Origin of the sequence: Mesorhizobium sp. L103C131B0 (genome assembly GCF_000502275.1) — a bacterium.
Classification (GTDB): Bacteria; Pseudomonadota; Alphaproteobacteria; order Rhizobiales; family Rhizobiaceae; genus Mesorhizobium.
This window is the reverse complement of sequence record NZ_AYXC01000005.1, coordinates 216,090-231,654: the sequence shown is the minus strand read 5'-3', so window position 1 is coordinate 231,654 and position 15,565 is coordinate 216,090. Positions and strand designations below refer to the sequence as shown.

Here is a 15,565-nt window from a genome sequence, read left to right as displayed (position 1 = left end):
TTCTGGCCAGGTCTCGTGCTCCAACTTCCGGAAACACTCTCGTGAACCATTTCGATTACCGCGACGGCGTGCTCCATGCCGAGAACGTGGCGATACCAGACATCGCCGCAAGCGTCGGCACGCCGTTCTATTGTTATTCGACGGCAACCTTGACGAGGCACTACCGGGTGTTCGCCGGGGCCTTTGCCGGGCTCGACACGCTGGTCTGTTACGCCTTGAAGGCGAATTCCAACCAGGCGGTGCTGCGAACGCTGGCAAAGCTCGGCGCCGGCGCCGACACCGTCTCGGAAGGCGAAATGCGCCGCGCGCTCGCCGCCGGCATCCCGGCCAGCAAGATCGTATTCTCGGGCGTCGGCAAGACCGCGCGCGAGATGGATTTTGCGCTCGAGGCCGGCATTCTCTGCTTCAATGTCGAATCCGAGCCGGAGCTGGAGTTGCTGTCGGCCCGCGCCACCGCGCTCGGCAAGGTGGCGCCGGTCTCGCTGCGCATCAACCCGGATGTCGACGCCAGGACGCACAGGAAGATCTCCACCGGAAAGGCCGAGAACAAGTTCGGCATTCCATGGCAAAGGGCGCGCCAGGTCTATGCCCGCGCGGCCGGTTTGCCGGGCACCAAGCCCATCGGCATCGATACCCATATCGGCAGCCAGATCACCGAGTTGCAGCCCTTTGACGATGCTTTCGCGCTTCTGGCGGAACTGGTCGGCGCGCTGCGCGCCGATGGCCACGCCGTCGAGCATGTCGATCTCGGCGGCGGCCTCGGCATCCCCTACCGCACCGACAACAGCCCGCCGCCTCTGCCCGATGCCTATGCCGAGATCGTCAGGAAGCACCTGACAAAGCTTGGAGTGAAGGTGATGTTCGAGCCGGGCCGGCTGATCGTTGGCAATGCCGGCATCCTGGTCTCGGAAGTGATCTTCGTGAAGGAAGGCGACGCCAAGAACTTCCTCGTCGTCGACGCCGCCATGAACGATCTGATCCGGCCGACGCTCTACGATGCCTTCCACGACATCAAGCCGGTGGTGCAGCCGCCGGCCGACACGCCGCGCATGGGGGTCGACGTCGTCGGCCCGGTCTGCGAGACCGGCGACTATCTCGGCCTCGACCGTGACCTGCCCCGGCTCAAGTCTGGCGACCTCATTGCCGTCACCACCGCCGGCGCCTATGGCGCGGTGCAATCCGGCACCTACAACACCCGCCTACTTGTGCCTGAGGTTCTGGTCGACGGCGACCGTTTCCATGTCGTACGCCGGCGCCAGACCTATGACGAGCTTATCGGCCTGGATTCGGTGCCCGACTGGCTTGCATAGGAGCCGCCACGGCGGCTGCGCTACAGCCGGTTTTGGATGAGCATCCTTGTGTCGGCGATCCTGTCCTCGTCGCGGCGGTAGAACGTCCATTGCTTGATGCGCTTGGGCCGCAGCAGGCCGGCCTGGGTAAGCACGCGCATATGTTCGGAGAGCGTCGCCTGCGTAATGCCGAGCTTCTCCGCGATCAGCAGCGCGCAAACGCCGTCCTCGACCAGATCGCCGTCTGCCTGGGCCGGGAAATGCGCCTGCGGATCCTTCAGCCAGTCGAGGATCTGCAGCCTGCGTTCATTGGCGATCGCCTTGAAGACATCAACCTCTTGCATTTAGCCATTTTGCCAAGTTACTAATTGCTGTCAATCCCAAGGAGATGGTCATGACGAACGGCAACACCGTCACGCGCGAACGCATTGCCGCGATGGAACCGCGCATCCGCCCCTATATCAGGCACACGCCGGTGCTGCGCGTCGACATGGCCGATTTCGACCGGCCGCCGCAGGCGGTTGACCTCAAGCTCGAATGCCTGCAGCATTCCGGCTCGTTCAAGGCGCGCGGCGCCTTCACCAATCTGCTCGAACGGCCGGTGCCTGCGGCCGGCGTGGTTGCGGCTTCGGGCGGCAATCATGGCGCCGCGGTCGCCTATGCCGCCATGCGGCTTGGCCACAAGGCGACGATCTTCGTTCCCGAAGTCAGCCCACCGGCCAAGCTGCAGCGCATCCGCGGCTACGGCGCCGAACTGATGGTCGGCGGCGCCCGCTATGCCGAGGCGCTGGCCGCCAGCGAGGCTTTTGCCGAAAAGACCGGCGCGCTGCAGATCCATGCCTTCAACCAGGAGGAAACATTGGTCGGCCAGGGCACGCTCGGCCTCGAAATCGAAACCGATCTGCCAGACATCGACACGCTGCTGGTCGCTGTCGGCGGCGGCGGCCTGATCGGCGGCATCGCCGCCTGGTTTGCCGGCCGCATCAGGATCATCGCCATCGAGCCCGAAGGCGCGCCGACGCTGCATCGCGCCTTCGAGGCCGGCCACCCCGTCGATGCGCCGGCCGAAGGCGTCGCCGCCGATTCGCTGGCGCCCAAACGCGTCGGCGAGATGATGTTCCCGATCGCCGAGGCCTTCGTCGAACGCTCCATCCTGGTCACCGACGACGCCATCATTGCCGCGCAGAAGGCGCTGTGGGAGCGGGTGCGGATCATCGCCGAGCCGGGTGGCGCCGCAGCCTTTGCGGCTCTCTTGTCCGGCCGCTACACACCGGCGCGGGGCGAGCGGATTGCCGTCCTTGTCTGCGGCTCGAATACCGATCCGGCGAAATTCTAAACCTTGCTTCGACTGAAGTGGGACGCAAACCCGTCAAAGCTTTTCAAGTTTTCCGGAACCGCCTCGCCTTTGCCGTGTTTGCTGGTAAACTTCTGCTTGTTGAGTCCGGGCTATCCCGCCCGGGCAGGAAGGGCCGATGACGGAACGCCCCATTTCCAGTGGCGATCGCAGCCTGGCCGGGCGGCTTGCCCTGAGCCGGCTGGCGACACGGGTCTCGATGACGGTCGAGCGCGGCTGGCCGCTGCTTCTGCCGCTGCTCATCATCGCCAGCCTGTTTCTCAGCCTCTCCTGGCTCGGCCTTTTCCCCCGGCTGCCTGACATTGCGCGCATTATCCTGGTCACTGCGTTCGGTATTGCCACGCTGGCGGCGCTCTATCCGCTGCGTTTCTTCAAGCTTCCATCCGCCGCTGAAATCGACCGCCGTATCGAGGCCGCCAACCAGCTGCAGCACAGCCCGGTGCTGGTGCAGACCGACCGTCCCAGCGGCAAGGAAAGCATCTTTTCCCAGGCGTTGTGGCGCGAACACCAAAAGCGCATGGCCGACAAGCTCGGCAGCCTTGGCGCCGACCTGCCGCGTACCCGCGTGCCGGAGCGCGATCCGTGGGCATTGCGCGCCGTGGCGGCGCTGCTGTTGGTCACCGCTTTTGCCTTTTCCTTCGGACCGTCCGGCGGCAGGCTGTCCGATGGTTTCAGTGCCCATGCGGCGCGCGACATCGTACCGCCGCGCATCGATGCCTGGGTGACCCCGCCGGCCTATACCGGCAAGCCGCCCATCTTCTTGACCGCGCCAGTCATCGATGGCAACGCCAAGCAGGCGGTTGCCACCTTCACCGTGCCGCAAGGCAGCGACGTCTCGCTGCGCGTGACCGGCGGCTCCGGCGAGGAAACGCTAAGCTTTGCCGACAAGGGCGGCAATGCTCGCGCCATCGACCCGTCGGGACCACAGGTGGCGGCCGTCAAGGCAGCGGCGGTCAACCCGGCGACCCCCAAGCTGCGCCAGTTCACCGGCAAGCTGACCGCCGACGGGACACTGACGCTGAAGTCGGGCGAAGCCGATCTCGGTCGCTGGGCCTTCGCGGTGATCCCCGACAAGCCGCCGACGATCCGCTTCGTCGGCGAGCCCAAGCGCGCCGTCAACGGCGCCTTCGAGCTCAACTACCAGATCGACGACGACTATGGCGCGGCCACCGCCAAGGCGGTTTTCGCGCTGGCCGATCCGGCGGCGCCCGATGCGCATCCGCTCTACGGCCCGCCTGACCTGCCGCTGGCGCTGCCGCGCCGCGGCGGCAAGGCGAACGCCGCCAAGACCACCAAGGACCTCACCGAGCACGTCTGGGCCGGCGCCAGCATCAAGCTGTCGCTTGTCGCCACCGACGATGCCGGACACACCGCGACCAGCGAAACCAAGACTATTGTGATGCCGGAGCGGCCCTTCGCCAACCCGCTGGCGCGGGCCGTGGTCGAGCAGCGCCGCCTACTGGCGCTCGACGCCAATGCCAAGCCGCGCGTGCTCGACCTGATGGACGCCATCACGCTGCGGCCCGAGGACACGTTCGACAACATGTCGCATTACCTCGCCATCATGAGCGCCCGCAGCCGGCTGAAGATGTCGGACAGCGACGATCAGTTGCGCAACGAGGTTGCCTATCTCTGGGAAATCGCGCTCGGCATCGAGGAAGGCAATCTCTCGTCCGCCGAAAAGCGGCTCCGCCAAGCCCAGCAGGCGCTGCAGGACGCCATCAAGCGCGGCGCCAGCGACGAAGAGATCGAAAAGGCGATGAAGGAACTGCGCGAGGCGATGAACGAATTCCTGCAGGAATTCGCCGAGCGCGCCAAGCAGAACCCGAACGCGCCGCAGATGCAACAGAATGGTCGCGAGCTGCGTCAGAGTGATATCGACCGCATGATGGACCAGATCGAGAACCTGGCGAAGTCGGGCGACCGCGACAAGGCGCAGGAGCTGCTGTCGCAGCTGGAAAACATGATGAACAACCTGCAGGCCGGCCGTCAGCAGCAGGGCGGCGAGCAGGACAGCGAGATGCGCCAGCAGACGGACAAGCTGGGCGAGATCATGCGCCGCCAGCAGGAGATGATGAACGACACCTACCGCATGGACCAGATGCAGCGCGGAGATAATCAGCAGCCCGGCGAAGGCAATGGCGACGACCCGGACCAGCCGGGCGTCGGCAAGGATCGCGATCCTCTCGCCCGGCCGAAGTCGATGACACCGCAGGAATTCGCCGATGCGATGAAGCAGCTGCAGGAAGGCCAGGGCCAGTTGCAGAGCGAACTCGACAAGCTGAAGAAGGGCCTGGAAGGCATGGGCATGCAACCCAATGAGGGGTTTGGCGACGCTGGCAAATCCATGGGCAATGCCGAAAAGTCGCTTGGCGAAGGCGAAGGCGACCAAGCAGTCGGCCACCAGGGTCGCGCGCTGGAAGCGCTGCGCAAGGGCGCCAAGGAGATGATGAAGCAGCTGCAGGCGATGCAGGGGGACCAGGGCGGCAGCCAGGAAGGCGGCCGCCAACAGGACGCCGGCCGCGATCCGCTGGGCCGACCGCGCGCCAGCCGCGGACCCGATTTCGGCGATTCGGTGAAGGTGCCCGACGAGATCGACGTGCAGCGCGCCCGCCAGATTCTCGAGGCGATTCGCAAGCGGCTCGGCAACGCGCTCAGCCCCGACATCGAGCGCAGCTACCTCGAGCGGCTGCTGGAGCTGAAGTAGCCTCCAAGGCAACATCCGTCGAACTGAATGGTATCAGCGCCATGCCGAAACTCGGTGCCGTCACGCCCATCCTGCGCATCTTCGACATCGCCAAGGCACGCGAATTCTATGTCGACTTTCTCGGCTTCAAGGTCGAGTTCGAGCACCGCTTCGACGACAATGCGCCGCTCTACATGGGTGTAATCCGCGACGGCTGTGTCCTGCATCTGAGCGAACATCATGGCGACGGCGCGCCGGGTATAGCCATGCGCATCAAGGTCGAGGACATCGCGGCATTGCACCGCGAACTGATCGGCAAGAGATACCGCTACGCCCGGCCGGGCCTCGAAACCACGTCGTGGCAGACCCGTGAAGTGTCGGTCGGCGACCCCTTCGGCAATCGCCTGCATTTCTACGAGGATGCAACAGACTAAGCCGGCCGGTTGACGAACGCCTCGCGGATCGCCTCCTGCATGCCGTCGATAGCTTCGCCTGAGGCATTTGGGCTGCGGTGCATCACCACATTCGAGGAATCGATATGGCCGAACCCGTCAGCGGCGGTGAGTTCACGACAGCCATCCGGAATATTGCTGTGCGAGATCGGCGCGATCGCCAGGCCAGAGGTGACGGCGAGCTTCAGGCCGCCGGTGGTGTCGCTGGTATAGGCGACACGGTAGGCCAGCCCACGCTGCTCAAGCGATTTGATGGCAAAGTCCTTGCACCAGCCGGCCCGGTTGTAGAGCGCGATCGGCACCGGCCGCTCCTCATGCATGTGATGCAGGCTCGATGTCACCCACACGGTCGGATCGTGCATCAGCACCTCGCCGCCGGAAGGATCCTGCCATTCGAACACCACGGCGAGGTCGAGTTCACCGGCCGCCAACGCTGCCAGCTGGGCGCCCGAATGTGCATAGCGCACGGTGACCTCGACCTTGGTGTGACGCTTCGAGAAGGCGCCGAGCGCGCGCGACAGGATGGCGTGACCATATTCCTCGGGAATGCCGATGCGCACAGGCCCGCCAAGCGGTGCCGCCGCCATCGATGCCGCCGTCTCGTCGAGCAGAGAGACGATGCGGCGGGCATTGACGATCAGCTCGCCGCCACGGCGCGTCAGCGCCACGCCGCGCGAGCCGCGTTCGAACAGGCTGTCGCCGACCAGCTCCTCGAGCTTCTTCATCTGCATCGACACCGCCGACTGGGTGCGCCCGGCCTGCTCCGCCGCCCGGGTGAAATTGCCCGCTTCGGCAATGGCGACGAAGGTGCGCAGGAGATCGCTGTCGAGGGGTGGCCGCATCGAATCCGTCATAAGCAAATTTGATCGCTGGTATCATTCCAATTCGTTTGCAACATGTCAAACGCCGCAGCATAGTCCGCTCGCCCATTGGATATGCCGCCGCGAAATCGGCTGCGGACCAATCAAAGAGTCCTCACTCATACCCGCTGCCCGAAACGGTAGCGGGTTCTTTTTACCCCATGGCCGGGCGGCTGCGGGCAGTTAAGGCAAGGGCCGGCAGAACAACATGCGCAACCGGATCGTTCTCGGCATCATCAGCCTGTGCCTTGGCGTGCTGGTGTTCTCGCTCCAGGACCCGCTGGTCAAGGCGGTGTCGGCCGGCTATCCCGTGACCGAGGTGATGTGGATCCGCTCGATCGTCGCTTTGCCGATCCTGATCTTTCTCGTTCGCGCCGACGTCGGCCTGCGGGCCATCGCCTCGAAGCGGTTCGGCCTGCTGACGATACGCGCCTTCATCCAGTTCTCCTCCTATACGGTTTACTATCTGGCGATCGCTGCCTTGCCGCTCGCCGACGCGGTGGCGCTCTATTTCATGGCGCCCCTGTTCATCATGGCGATAGCCGGGCCCTATCTCGGCGAGCGGGTATCCTGGCAGGCTCTCGCCACCGTGCTGATCGGCATGCTGGGCGTGGTCGTGATGCTGCGCCCGGGCGCCGGCCTGTTCGACTGGGCGGCGCTGCTTTCGTTGGGCTCGGCTTTGCTCTACGGCTTTTCACAGCTGATGGCGCGCAAGATCGGCGACACCGAATCCTCCACCGTCATGGCCTTCTACCAGAACGGCGCCTATCTGGTCGGCGCCGCTGCGGTTGCCGGCACATTCTGGCTTGCCGGCATAACCCATGCTGTCCACCCCAGCCTCGAATTCCTGGTGCGGCCGTGGGTCTGGCCGACGACCCCGGATTTCCTCAAGATGGCGGCCTGCGGCTTCGTCGCTTCGGCCGGCATGATTCTGCTGTCGCAGGCCTACAGGCTGGCGCCCGCCAACCGCGTCGCCACCTTCGAATACACCGGGATTATCTGGTCGCCGCTGTGGGGCTTCCTGTTCTTCGACGAGGTGCCGCGCTCGACCACCGCCATCGGTGCGGCGCTGATCATCGGCGCCGGTCTGCTGGCGCTCAACACCGAACGGCGCCGGAGCGCTGCGCCTGTCCTCGCCGCGTCTCAGGATGCCGCCTGAAGCGTGTCAGGCGAAGCAGGCGAGCGCCTGGTCGACCCGCGAGCGGATTTCGGCCAGCGTGAAAGGCTTTTGCACGACGTCGATAATGATGCCGTTCAATTCCTCGGCGCGCTCGCGCTGGTCGGCATAGCCGGTCATCAGCAGGATCTTCATGTCAGGGAAAAGCCTGGCTGCGGCGATCGCCATCTCGATGCCATCCATTTCCGGCATGCGGATATCGGAGACGACGAGGTCGTAACCGCCGCCTGCAGCACTGACCATCGCCAGCCCCTGCGCGCCGTCGGCGGCGATATCGATCGAGTGCCCGGCGCGTTCGAGCGCGCGGGCGGCGAGGGTGCGGACGGACTCATCGTCCTCGACGATCAGAAGCTTTGCCATGGGCCGGAATTTGGCGGGCAAAAGTTGACTTTTTCTGAAAATTTGAAGCGTCGGGGGCCTTTTCTCAGGCATCGCCTTTGACGACACCGACAAACGGCAGTTCGCGAAAAGCGTGAGCGACGTCCATGCCGTAGCCGACGACGAAGTAATCGGGACAGTCGAAGCCGACATAGTCGGCGTTCAGCTCGGTCTGGCGGCGCATGCGCTTGTCCAACAGCACCGCGATGGCGCAGCTTTTGGCGCCGCGCGACAGCATCAGGTTGCGGGTGAAGGAGAGCGTCTTGCCCGACTCCAGGATATCGTCGATCAGCAGCACGTCGCGGCCGGCGACCTCATTGTCGATGTCGCGCAGCACCCTCACCTCGCCGCTGGTGGTGCCGGCGCCATAGCTGGAAATGAAGATGAACTCGACCTCGGGCGACAGCCCGACATCGTGCATGGCGCGGATCAAATCGGCGGCGAAGATGAACGAGCCCTTCAGCACCGAAATCACCAGCAGGTCGTGATAGTCGTGCTCGGCGATCTCCTTGGCGAGTTCGAGATTGCGCCGCGCGATCGCGGACGCCGAAAACAGGACCTCGATGTCCTTGCCGCGCACAACTGGCATCAACAACCTTTCCAGAGAACCGACTAGCCGGCGAAGGTGACCGCCACGGCCTTGACGCCGTTTCTAGGCACATCGAGGCGGCTGGAAAAGCCGAATCTTTCGCCGGGCGCCAGAGAACGGTTGGATGTCCCCAGAGTATAACGGGTGATGCGGCTGTCATTGCCGGTGACACGTATCTCCAGCGGCGGCAATTGTCCCGCCTTCAAACCGTCATTGACGGCCTCGCCATCCACGAACAGCACCGGGGCGGGTCCTGAGGCGTCGACACGCGACGTGACGCCGGCAATGCTGAGTACGGCGCCCTCCGGCTGTTCGACTGACCAGAACGGCGTCTGGCGCACCAGCGCATGGCCACCCGAGACCCAGAAGGCGGCAAGCGCCGCACCGATGCCGGCAATCCAGAAGATCGGCCCGCCACGCGATGCCGGCCCCCCGGCTGACGCATCTGATTTGCGCAGCATCTCCATGCCTTCCATCGACGGCGTCGCGACGTCGCGCGCCGGCGTCGGCATGGCTTCTATCAGTGGGATCAGCTGCGGCAGCACCTCATAATCCGCATCGACGATGTCGGTCGCCACAGGACGCGATTCCGGTGCGACACTTGTCCCGGTCATGATTTCGCCGGAAACCGGGCGCGCGGTTCGTTGCTCAGCCATCATGGCCCCGCTGTTGCCTCTTCGTTTCTTTTGCGTAAATGGAAATGGTTAACGCTTCCCCACCGGAACCCTTGTGACGCATTCAAAAACAGCGAAAATTAACCGACGGTTAACCATGGCGGCCGATGGTCGTTGGACAGAAAGGGTTGGCACGCCGCCGCCACACACCTCAGGTCGTCGCACGTGATCCGCTTCGAAAATGTCGGCCTTCGCTATGGCATGGGTCCGGAAATCCTCCGCGACATCTCCCTGCACATTCCGGAGAGCTCCTTCCAGTTCCTGAGCGGGCCCTCGGGCGCCGGCAAGACGACGCTGCTGCGCCTTCTGTTCATGTCGCTGAAGCCGACACGCGGGCTGATCACCATCTTCGGCAAGGACCGCTCGCGCATCTCGCGCGCTGAACTGCCGCATCTCAGGCGCCGCATCGGCGTGGTGTTCCAGGATTTCCGCCTGCTCGACCACATGACCACCTATGAGAATGTCGCTCTGCCGCTGCGCGTGCGCGGCCGCGAGGAAGCGAGCTACCGCACCGACGTCACCGAACTTTTGAAATGGGTCGGCCTGGGCGAGCGCATGCATGTGCTGCCGCCGGTCCTTTCGGGCGGCGAAAAGCAGCGCGCGGCAATCGCTCGGGCCTTGATCGAACAGCCCGAAATCCTGCTTGCCGACGAGCCGACCGGCAATGTCGACCCGCCGCTGGCGCGCCGGTTGCTCAGGCTGTTCATTGAGCTCAACCGGCTCGGCACCGCGGTGGTGATCGCCACTCACGATCTCGGCCTGATGGAGCAGGTCGACGCGCGCCGCATGATCCTGGCCGGCGGAAGGCTGGATATTTATGACTGAGCTATCGGCCGAACAGCTGCATGAAGACGCCGCCGAGCCCGCAACGACGACGCAGCGCGTCCAGCGCCGCATGGCGCCGATCGTGCCGGCGCAGAATATTGCCGGCCGCGCCTTGGTGCTGGTCATCGCCATCATGACCTTCCTGTCCTGCCTGACTTTCGGCGCCGTCACGCTGGTGCGCGACACTGCCTCGGTCTGGGAAAACCAGATCTCGCGCGAGGCGACGATTCAGATCAAGCCGGTCGACGGCCTCGACATGGAGGCAGCCCTTGCCCAGGCCTCGCAGATCGTCGGCGAATTCCCCGGCGTGAAGGAAACCCGGATCATCGATCGCGACGCCACCGCGCGCCTTTTGGAGCCATGGCTGGGCTCGGGCCTGAATATCGACGAATTGCCGGTGCCGCGCCTGATCATCGTCACCATCGACGAGACCAGCCCGCCCGACTTCAGCGCCATCCGTGCGGCGCTCACGCCCAAGCTGCCGAGTGCTTCGCTCGACGATCACCGTACATGGGTCGACCGGCTGGTCGCCATGGCCCGCACCACGGTCACCATCGGCATCGCCGTGCTGGTCCTGATGCTGTCGGCGACGGTGCTGACCGTAGTGTTTGCGACGCGCGGCGCCATGGCGGGTAACGGCCATATCATCGAAGTGCTGCATTTCGTCGGCGCCGAGGCGCGCTTCATCGCGCGCGAATTCCGCTGGCATTTCCTGGTCACCGGGATGAAGGGCGCGGCCGCCGGCGGCGCAGCCGCGATCCTGGTTTTCATCGTCTTTTCCTGGTGGTCGTCGCGCAACATGGCAACGCCGCAGGCCGACCAGGCCACCGCTTTGTTCGGCAATTTCGCCATCGGATCGGCAGGCTATCTCGGCGTCGGCCTGATGGTGCTGGTGATCGGCGGACTGACGGCGGCGACCTCGCACGCCACCGTCGTCGCCTATCTCAGCGACATCGATGTCCGCCAGCCGGATGCGGGGTGACCCGTGAGGGCAGAAGCGAAAACAGTTCGGGGGCAAGGACAGGAATGGAAGGGACGATCACGGATCGAAAACCGACGTAACGCAATGTGCGCTTTTTTCCTTACCAAAAAGGCATTTCAGGATTAACCATAGGATGATGAACGCGCGGGAGTCGACCGGAACGGCTGGACAGATGCCAGTGGTGCGTTTGCGTGTGCGTACCGGGCTGGGCCGTTTGCGCACCGCCCTGCGTCTCGCCTCCCTCTGTCTACTGCTGCTGGTGGCCCTGTTTGCCGGTGGCTTCGGCTGGTTCGCCAGCAAGGTCAGCCACATGACGACCCCGACCAACCCGGCCAAGGCCGATGCGATCATCGTCTTGACCGGCGGTCAGGCCCGCCTCGACGCAGCACTCGATCTGCTTGCCTCCGGCAAGGGCGAGCGGCTGCTGATCTCAGGCGTGCATCCCTCTGCCAGCCGCCGCCAATTGCAGGCTGCTACCGGCGGCGACAAGGCGCTGTTTTCCTGCTGTGTCGACATCGACCGCGCCGCGCTCGACACGATCGGCAATGCCGAGGAAAGCGCTAAATGGGTGGAGAGCCACGCCTATGGCAGCGTCATCCTCGTCACCAACAATTACCACATGCCGCGCAGCCTGCTCGAGATGGGCCGCCTGCTGCATGGCGCCAGGCTTGAACCCTATCCGGTGGTCAACACCAATCTGGACAATGGCGACTGGCTGACCAAGCCGGAAGCGCTACGCGTGCTTCTGACCGAATACAGCAAATACCTGCTGGCGCTTGCGCGCGGCGTCGTCCCGGTCCGCCAGACCGCCGACAGCGTCGCACTGGCCGAGGTTTCGACCGCCAAGGACTAAAGCAATTCCAGGAAAAGTGTGTAGCGGTTTTCCCGGGAAAAGCACGTACGCTTTCCCTTGGGAATTGCGTCCAGACAGACGACTCTGACGGCGCTCGATTACCCCTTGGCCGTGCCGTCTTCCGCGCCACGCAGCCGCGTAATCTCCTGTTCGAGGCTTTCAATCCGCTTGTCGCGTTCGGCGAGTGCGGCCGCGACATCGGCGGCCTCGAATCGCTGCGGAATGTGTTGCGGGCAATTGGCATCCCAGGCCGAGACGGTGAACAAGATGACCTGCTCGGGGCGCGCCTTGTAGTCCTGCGGCATCAGCCTTGCCAGAAGATCGGCATCGTCCTCGACGACGCGCGCCGTGCCCCAGATCTTGACGCGCTGGCGATGCGCATAGTCGATCAGGAACAGGAATGCCTGGTTGTTGTCGGCGAGATTCCCTTGCGTGATGAACTGCCTGTTCCCGGAGAAATCGGCGAAGCCGATGGTCTTTTCGTCCAGCACCTTGAGGAAGCCGGCTGGCCCGCCGCGATGCTGGATATAGGGCTGACCCTCGCCATTTGCGGTCGACAGGAAGACGCTGGTCTGCGCCGCGATGAAGTCGGCGAGGTCGGGCGTGATATGGGCGCGCCATCCGCCGCGCTCCTCGGCGCTGGCATAGCCCTTGCGCGAACCTTTGCGGGTCTGGATCGCCTTGACGGTCGGCGTGAAGGCGACATCGCTGGTGAAAGTATGAGCATTCATGGAAGCCTCCGCGAGGCCGAAACACGGCCATTGTACGCGAAGAGGTAGATCCTTCCATGTTTTGGATGTAGATGGCATAGTTGCAAGCTATCCTTCCAATTTCCGGAAGAAAGTATGGATCGTCTCGAAGCCATGTCGCTGTTCGTCGCCGCGGTGGAAGCGGGCAGCCTTTCCGCTGCCGGCCGCCATTTCGGCATTCCACTGGCAACGGTCAGCCGCAAGGTTTCCGACCTCGAAAAGCACCTTCAGGCGCGCCTGCTGAACCGTTCGACCCGGCAGCTCACGCTGACCGATGCCGGCCAGGTCTATCTCGCCGCCTGCCGCCGCATCCTCGGCGAGGTCGGCGAAGCCGAACGCACCGCTGCCGGCGAATACAGCACGCCGACCGGCGACCTGTTCATCACCGCGCCGGTCGTCTTTGGTCGCCTGCACGTGCTGCCTGTCGTCACCGAATTCCTGGCGGCTTATCCTCAAGTCAACATTCGCCTGACGCTGGCTGACCGGATAACCCAACTGGCGGAGGAACATCTCGACCTTGCCATCCGCATCGGCGAGCTTGCGCCTTCGAGCCTCATTGCCATCCGCGTCGGCGCGATCCGTCGCGTCGTGTGCGCCAGCCCCGCCTATGTCGCCGCGCATGGCATGCCGCGGACGCCGGACGATCTGGCCGCGCATGAATGCATCAGTTTCGAAGGGCCTGCAGCGCTCGCCAGCTGGAGCTTTGCCGGCGACAAGGGCGAACTGATCGTGCCGATCCGCTCACGGCTGCGCGTCAACACGGCGGAAGCTGCAATCGATGCCGCGATTGCAGGCGCCGGGATGACGCGGGTGCTCTCCTACCAGATCGCGGACGCAGTACGTTCCGGCGTACTCGTCCCGGTCTTGCGACCCTTCGAGCCGCAGCCGTGGCCGGTGAGCCTCGTCCATGCCGGCCAAGGCCTGCTGGCGGTGAAACTCAGGGCGTTCCTCGATTTCGCCGCTCCGCGGCTGAAGCAGCGGCTATTGCAGGCGACGTGGTGAGTTGAGACTGGCTTGAGTCAGTGGCGAGCCGGCCTATGTCAGGCCATTGCGGCGTTTCCTTTTTGCCCGCGCTTGGTGTAACCAACGCACACCTCCTCAACGGGCCCTTCCCCGCATGCTCTATATCCGCTCGCTGGCGTTCAACTTCGTCTTCTATGTCAATCTGATCGTCCAGATGGTCCTCTGGACCCCTTACTACTTCCTCTCGCCACGCCATCGCGCCTGGTTCGTGCCGAAATTCTGGTCGCGCACCAGCCTGTGGCTCTACGACAAGATCGCCGGCACCAGGAGCGACATCACCGGCGTCGAGAACCTGCCGGAGGGCTCTTTCATCCTGGCGCCGAAACACCAGTCGTTTTGGGACGCGATCGCTTTCTTTCCCTTCCTCCACGATCCGCTTTATATCCTGAAGCGCGAGCTGACCTGGATCCCCTTCTTCGGCTGGTACATCCTGAAGATGCGGATGATCCCGGTTCACCGCGGCAGCCGCTCCAAGGCGTTGAAGCAGGTCGTTGCATCGACAAAGCAGGAGATGGGGCGCAATCCGCGCCAGCTGATTATCTACCCCGAAGGCACGCGCCGAGCGCCAGGCGACGAGCCGGCTTACAAATACGGCATTGTCGAGCTCTATACGCAGCTTGGCGTCCCGGTGGTACCGGTCGCCCATGTCGCCGGCCTCTATTGGCCTCGCCGCAAATTCTTGCGCTTTCCCGGCACCATCAAGGCCCGCTTCCTGCCGCCGATTCCGCCCGGGCTCGGCAAGGACGAATTCATGGACCGGCTGATCGGCGATACGGAAGCCGCCTGCGACCAGCTGCTGATCGAGGCATCGCAGGCTCCTAACCCGCCGCAAATGCCGCCGACGGCGGTCAAGCGGCTGGCCGAACTCGCCGCGGCCGCCAAAGCAATTCCAGGAAAAGTGTGAGCGGTTTTTTCCGTCCTGAATCGCGCCAAAACAAAAAAGACCAAAGCTTGATCTCTTCTGCGGGCCGGCTCAAGGCCACGCCGCCAGCGCCGTGGTCAGCACCAGCGTCGCCGCGAAGGCCAGATTGATGATCCGCGACGTCAGCGGCTGGCGCAGGGTGCGGGCGAAGGCCGCGCCGGCCAGCAGCCACAGCACATGGATGGCTACGATCATCAGGGTGAGAACCGCCAGCCTGGCCGGGATGCCGAGAGCATCGGCGCCGGCTGCTGTCGCGGAGCCAGCAAGGACCGCAGCAATCGCCACATAGGCTTTCGGGTTGGCAACGGCGAGCAAGAAGCCGCCGAGGAAGGTCGGCAGAACCGCGCTGTTGTCACGCGCGGCCAGCGGCGGCGCTGTCGCTATTCTGTAGGCGAGGTAGAGAATATAGGCGGCGGAAGCGACCGCCAGCACTGGCGCTACGCCCGGCATCGAGGTGAGGATAGCCTTGATGCCGGTGGCCACGACCAGCAGCACCGCGACCGTGCCTAAAATGATCCCCGATGTGTAGTGAAGCGAATTGCGCAGGCCGAAGGCGGCCCCTATCGCCGTGACGCTGATCGTCGCCGGGCCAGGACTGCCCATGACGACGGTTGCCGCCAGCACCAGCGCCAGCAATTGCTGCCAGGGCTGCGCCTGCGAAAGAATGTCTGCGGCCACGCTGCCTCTTCTCCACAATAATGGAGAACAGTGTGGCAAGGCGGACAGCCGTCGTCTTGAACGATCGTGCCGAA

Annotated in this window: 17 protein-coding genes; 10 read left to right on the top strand and 7 right to left on the bottom strand. The window is 64.3% G+C overall.

Annotation, left to right across the window (positions count from 1 at the left end; all coding sequences use genetic code 11):
• Window positions 1–41 precede the first annotated feature (41 nt).
• The gene (lysA, locus tag X730_RS152605) at window positions 42–1,310 is read left to right on the top strand and encodes a diaminopimelate decarboxylase (protein WP_023826255.1); all 1,269 of its coding nucleotides are present in this window, start codon (window positions 42–44) and stop codon (window positions 1,308–1,310) included.
• A gap of 20 nt (window positions 1,311–1,330) precedes the next feature.
• Here the strand turns inward: lysA and X730_RS152610 are convergent, their stop codons facing one another.
• On the bottom strand, window positions 1,331–1,633 hold the full coding sequence (locus tag X730_RS152610) for a metalloregulator ArsR/SmtB family transcription factor (protein WP_023694025.1): 303 nt from the start codon (window positions 1,631–1,633) through the stop codon (window positions 1,331–1,333).
• A gap of 50 nt (window positions 1,634–1,683) precedes the next feature.
• Between X730_RS152610 and X730_RS152615 the strand changes: the two genes are divergently transcribed.
• From X730_RS152615 to X730_RS152625, 3 genes are all read left to right on the top strand, one after another.
• A complete protein-coding gene (locus X730_RS152615; RefSeq protein WP_023826254.1) occupies window positions 1,684–2,625 on the top strand; it encodes a threonine/serine dehydratase in 942 nt (313 codons plus the stop codon).
• 136 nt (window positions 2,626–2,761) lie between these two features.
• Complete coding sequence (locus X730_RS152620) at window positions 2,762–5,350, top strand: TIGR02302 family protein (RefSeq protein WP_023826253.1); 2,589 nt, start codon at window positions 2,762–2,764, stop codon at window positions 5,348–5,350.
• A gap of 41 nt (window positions 5,351–5,391) precedes the next feature.
• Window positions 5,392–5,763, top strand: coding sequence for a glyoxalase superfamily protein (locus X730_RS152625; RefSeq protein ID WP_023685340.1), 372 nt, complete (start codon window positions 5,392–5,394; stop codon window positions 5,761–5,763).
• On the opposite strand, the gene X730_RS152630 is transcribed toward X730_RS152625, so the two are convergent.
• Complete coding sequence (locus X730_RS152630; RefSeq protein ID WP_023698713.1) at window positions 5,760–6,623, bottom strand: LysR substrate-binding domain-containing protein; 864 nt, start codon at window positions 6,621–6,623, stop codon at window positions 5,760–5,762. The genes X730_RS152625 and X730_RS152630 overlap by 4 nt on opposite strands.
• 226 nt (window positions 6,624–6,849) lie before the next feature.
• Between X730_RS152630 and X730_RS152635 the strand changes: the two genes are divergently transcribed.
• On the top strand, window positions 6,850–7,800 hold the full coding sequence (locus tag X730_RS152635; RefSeq protein ID WP_023694029.1) for a DMT family transporter: 951 nt from the start codon (window positions 6,850–6,852) through the stop codon (window positions 7,798–7,800).
• A gap of 6 nt (window positions 7,801–7,806) precedes the next feature.
• On the opposite strand, the gene X730_RS152640 is transcribed toward X730_RS152635, so the two are convergent.
• The 3 genes from X730_RS152640 to X730_RS152650 all read right to left on the bottom strand — a co-directional run bounded on the left by X730_RS152640 (window position 7,807) and on the right by X730_RS152650 (window position 9,444).
• A complete protein-coding gene (locus X730_RS152640; protein WP_023673316.1) occupies window positions 7,807–8,178 on the bottom strand; it encodes a response regulator in 372 nt (123 codons plus the stop codon).
• Window positions 8,179–8,242: 64 nt separating this feature from the next.
• Complete coding sequence (gene hpt, locus X730_RS152645) at window positions 8,243–8,785, bottom strand: hypoxanthine phosphoribosyltransferase (protein ID WP_023673315.1); 543 nt, start codon at window positions 8,783–8,785, stop codon at window positions 8,243–8,245.
• 23 nt (window positions 8,786–8,808) lie between these two features.
• Window positions 8,809–9,444, bottom strand: a complete 636-nt coding sequence (locus tag X730_RS152650; RefSeq protein WP_023711720.1) for a hypothetical protein — start codon at window positions 9,442–9,444, stop codon at window positions 8,809–8,811.
• A gap of 180 nt (window positions 9,445–9,624) precedes the next feature.
• Between X730_RS152650 and ftsE the strand changes: the two genes are divergently transcribed.
• From ftsE to X730_RS152665, 3 genes are all read left to right on the top strand, one after another.
• Window positions 9,625–10,284, top strand: a complete 660-nt coding sequence (ftsE, locus tag X730_RS152655) for a cell division ATP-binding protein FtsE (RefSeq protein ID WP_023685344.1) — start codon at window positions 9,625–9,627, stop codon at window positions 10,282–10,284.
• Window positions 10,277–11,266 carry an ABC transporter permease gene (locus tag X730_RS152660; RefSeq protein WP_023673312.1) on the top strand — a complete coding sequence of 330 codons (990 nt, stop codon included), beginning with the start codon at window positions 10,277–10,279 and terminating at the stop codon, window positions 11,264–11,266. The genes ftsE and X730_RS152660 overlap by 8 nt, the downstream gene beginning before the upstream one ends.
• Before the next feature lie 133 nt (window positions 11,267–11,399).
• Window positions 11,400–12,119: a YdcF family protein gene (locus X730_RS152665; protein WP_023673311.1), complete on the top strand. Its 720-nt coding sequence runs from the start codon at window positions 11,400–11,402 to the stop codon at window positions 12,117–12,119.
• Window positions 12,120–12,217: 98 nt separating this feature from the next.
• Here the strand turns inward: X730_RS152665 and X730_RS152670 are convergent, their stop codons facing one another.
• The gene (locus X730_RS152670; RefSeq protein ID WP_023826252.1) at window positions 12,218–12,850 is read right to left on the bottom strand and encodes a pyridoxamine 5'-phosphate oxidase family protein; all 633 of its coding nucleotides are present in this window, start codon (window positions 12,848–12,850) and stop codon (window positions 12,218–12,220) included.
• A 114-nt stretch (window positions 12,851–12,964) separates the two neighbouring features.
• On the opposite strand from X730_RS152670, the gene X730_RS152675 reads away from it, so the two are divergent.
• A complete protein-coding gene (locus tag X730_RS152675; protein WP_023826251.1) occupies window positions 12,965–13,870 on the top strand; it encodes a LysR family transcriptional regulator in 906 nt (301 codons plus the stop codon).
• 115 nt (window positions 13,871–13,985) lie between these two features.
• On the top strand, window positions 13,986–14,795 hold the full coding sequence (locus tag X730_RS152680; protein WP_023673308.1) for a 1-acyl-sn-glycerol-3-phosphate acyltransferase: 810 nt from the start codon (window positions 13,986–13,988) through the stop codon (window positions 14,793–14,795).
• A gap of 69 nt (window positions 14,796–14,864) precedes the next feature.
• Here the strand turns inward: X730_RS152680 and X730_RS152685 are convergent, their stop codons facing one another.
• On the bottom strand, window positions 14,865–15,491 hold the full coding sequence (locus tag X730_RS152685; RefSeq protein WP_023826250.1) for a LysE family translocator: 627 nt from the start codon (window positions 15,489–15,491) through the stop codon (window positions 14,865–14,867).
• Window positions 15,492–15,565 lie beyond the last annotated feature (74 nt).

Bases quoted from the DNA above. Each gene is read 5' to 3' on its own strand.
- X730_RS152610 (WP_023694025.1), bottom strand. From the start codon at position 1,633: ATGCAAGAGGTTGATGTCTTCAAGGCGATCGCCAATGAACGCAGGCTG.
- X730_RS152615 (WP_023826254.1), top strand. From the start codon at position 1,684: ATGACGAACGGCAACACCGTCACGCGCGAACGCATTGCCGCGATGGAA.
- X730_RS152620 (WP_023826253.1), top strand. From the start codon at position 2,762: ATGACGGAACGCCCCATTTCCAGTGGCGATCGCAGCCTGGCCGGGCGG.
- X730_RS152625 (WP_023685340.1), top strand. From the start codon at position 5,392: ATGCCGAAACTCGGTGCCGTCACGCCCATCCTGCGCATCTTCGACATC.
- X730_RS152630 (WP_023698713.1), bottom strand. From the start codon at position 6,623: ATGCGGCCACCCCTCGACAGCGATCTCCTGCGCACCTTCGTCGCCATT.
- X730_RS152635 (WP_023694029.1), top strand. From the start codon at position 6,850: ATGCGCAACCGGATCGTTCTCGGCATCATCAGCCTGTGCCTTGGCGTG.
- X730_RS152640 (WP_023673316.1), bottom strand. From the start codon at position 8,178: ATGGCAAAGCTTCTGATCGTCGAGGACGATGAGTCCGTCCGCACCCTC.
- hpt (WP_023673315.1), bottom strand. From the start codon at position 8,785: ATGCCAGTTGTGCGCGGCAAGGACATCGAGGTCCTGTTTTCGGCGTCC.
- X730_RS152650 (WP_023711720.1), bottom strand. From the start codon at position 9,444: ATGATGGCTGAGCAACGAACCGCGCGCCCGGTTTCCGGCGAAATCATG.
- X730_RS152660 (WP_023673312.1), top strand. From the start codon at position 10,277: ATGACTGAGCTATCGGCCGAACAGCTGCATGAAGACGCCGCCGAGCCC.
- X730_RS152665 (WP_023673311.1), top strand. From the start codon at position 11,400: ATGATGAACGCGCGGGAGTCGACCGGAACGGCTGGACAGATGCCAGTG.
- X730_RS152670 (WP_023826252.1), bottom strand. From the start codon at position 12,850: ATGAATGCTCATACTTTCACCAGCGATGTCGCCTTCACGCCGACCGTC.
- X730_RS152675 (WP_023826251.1), top strand. From the start codon at position 12,965: ATGGATCGTCTCGAAGCCATGTCGCTGTTCGTCGCCGCGGTGGAAGCG.
- X730_RS152680 (WP_023673308.1), top strand. From the start codon at position 13,986: ATGCTCTATATCCGCTCGCTGGCGTTCAACTTCGTCTTCTATGTCAAT.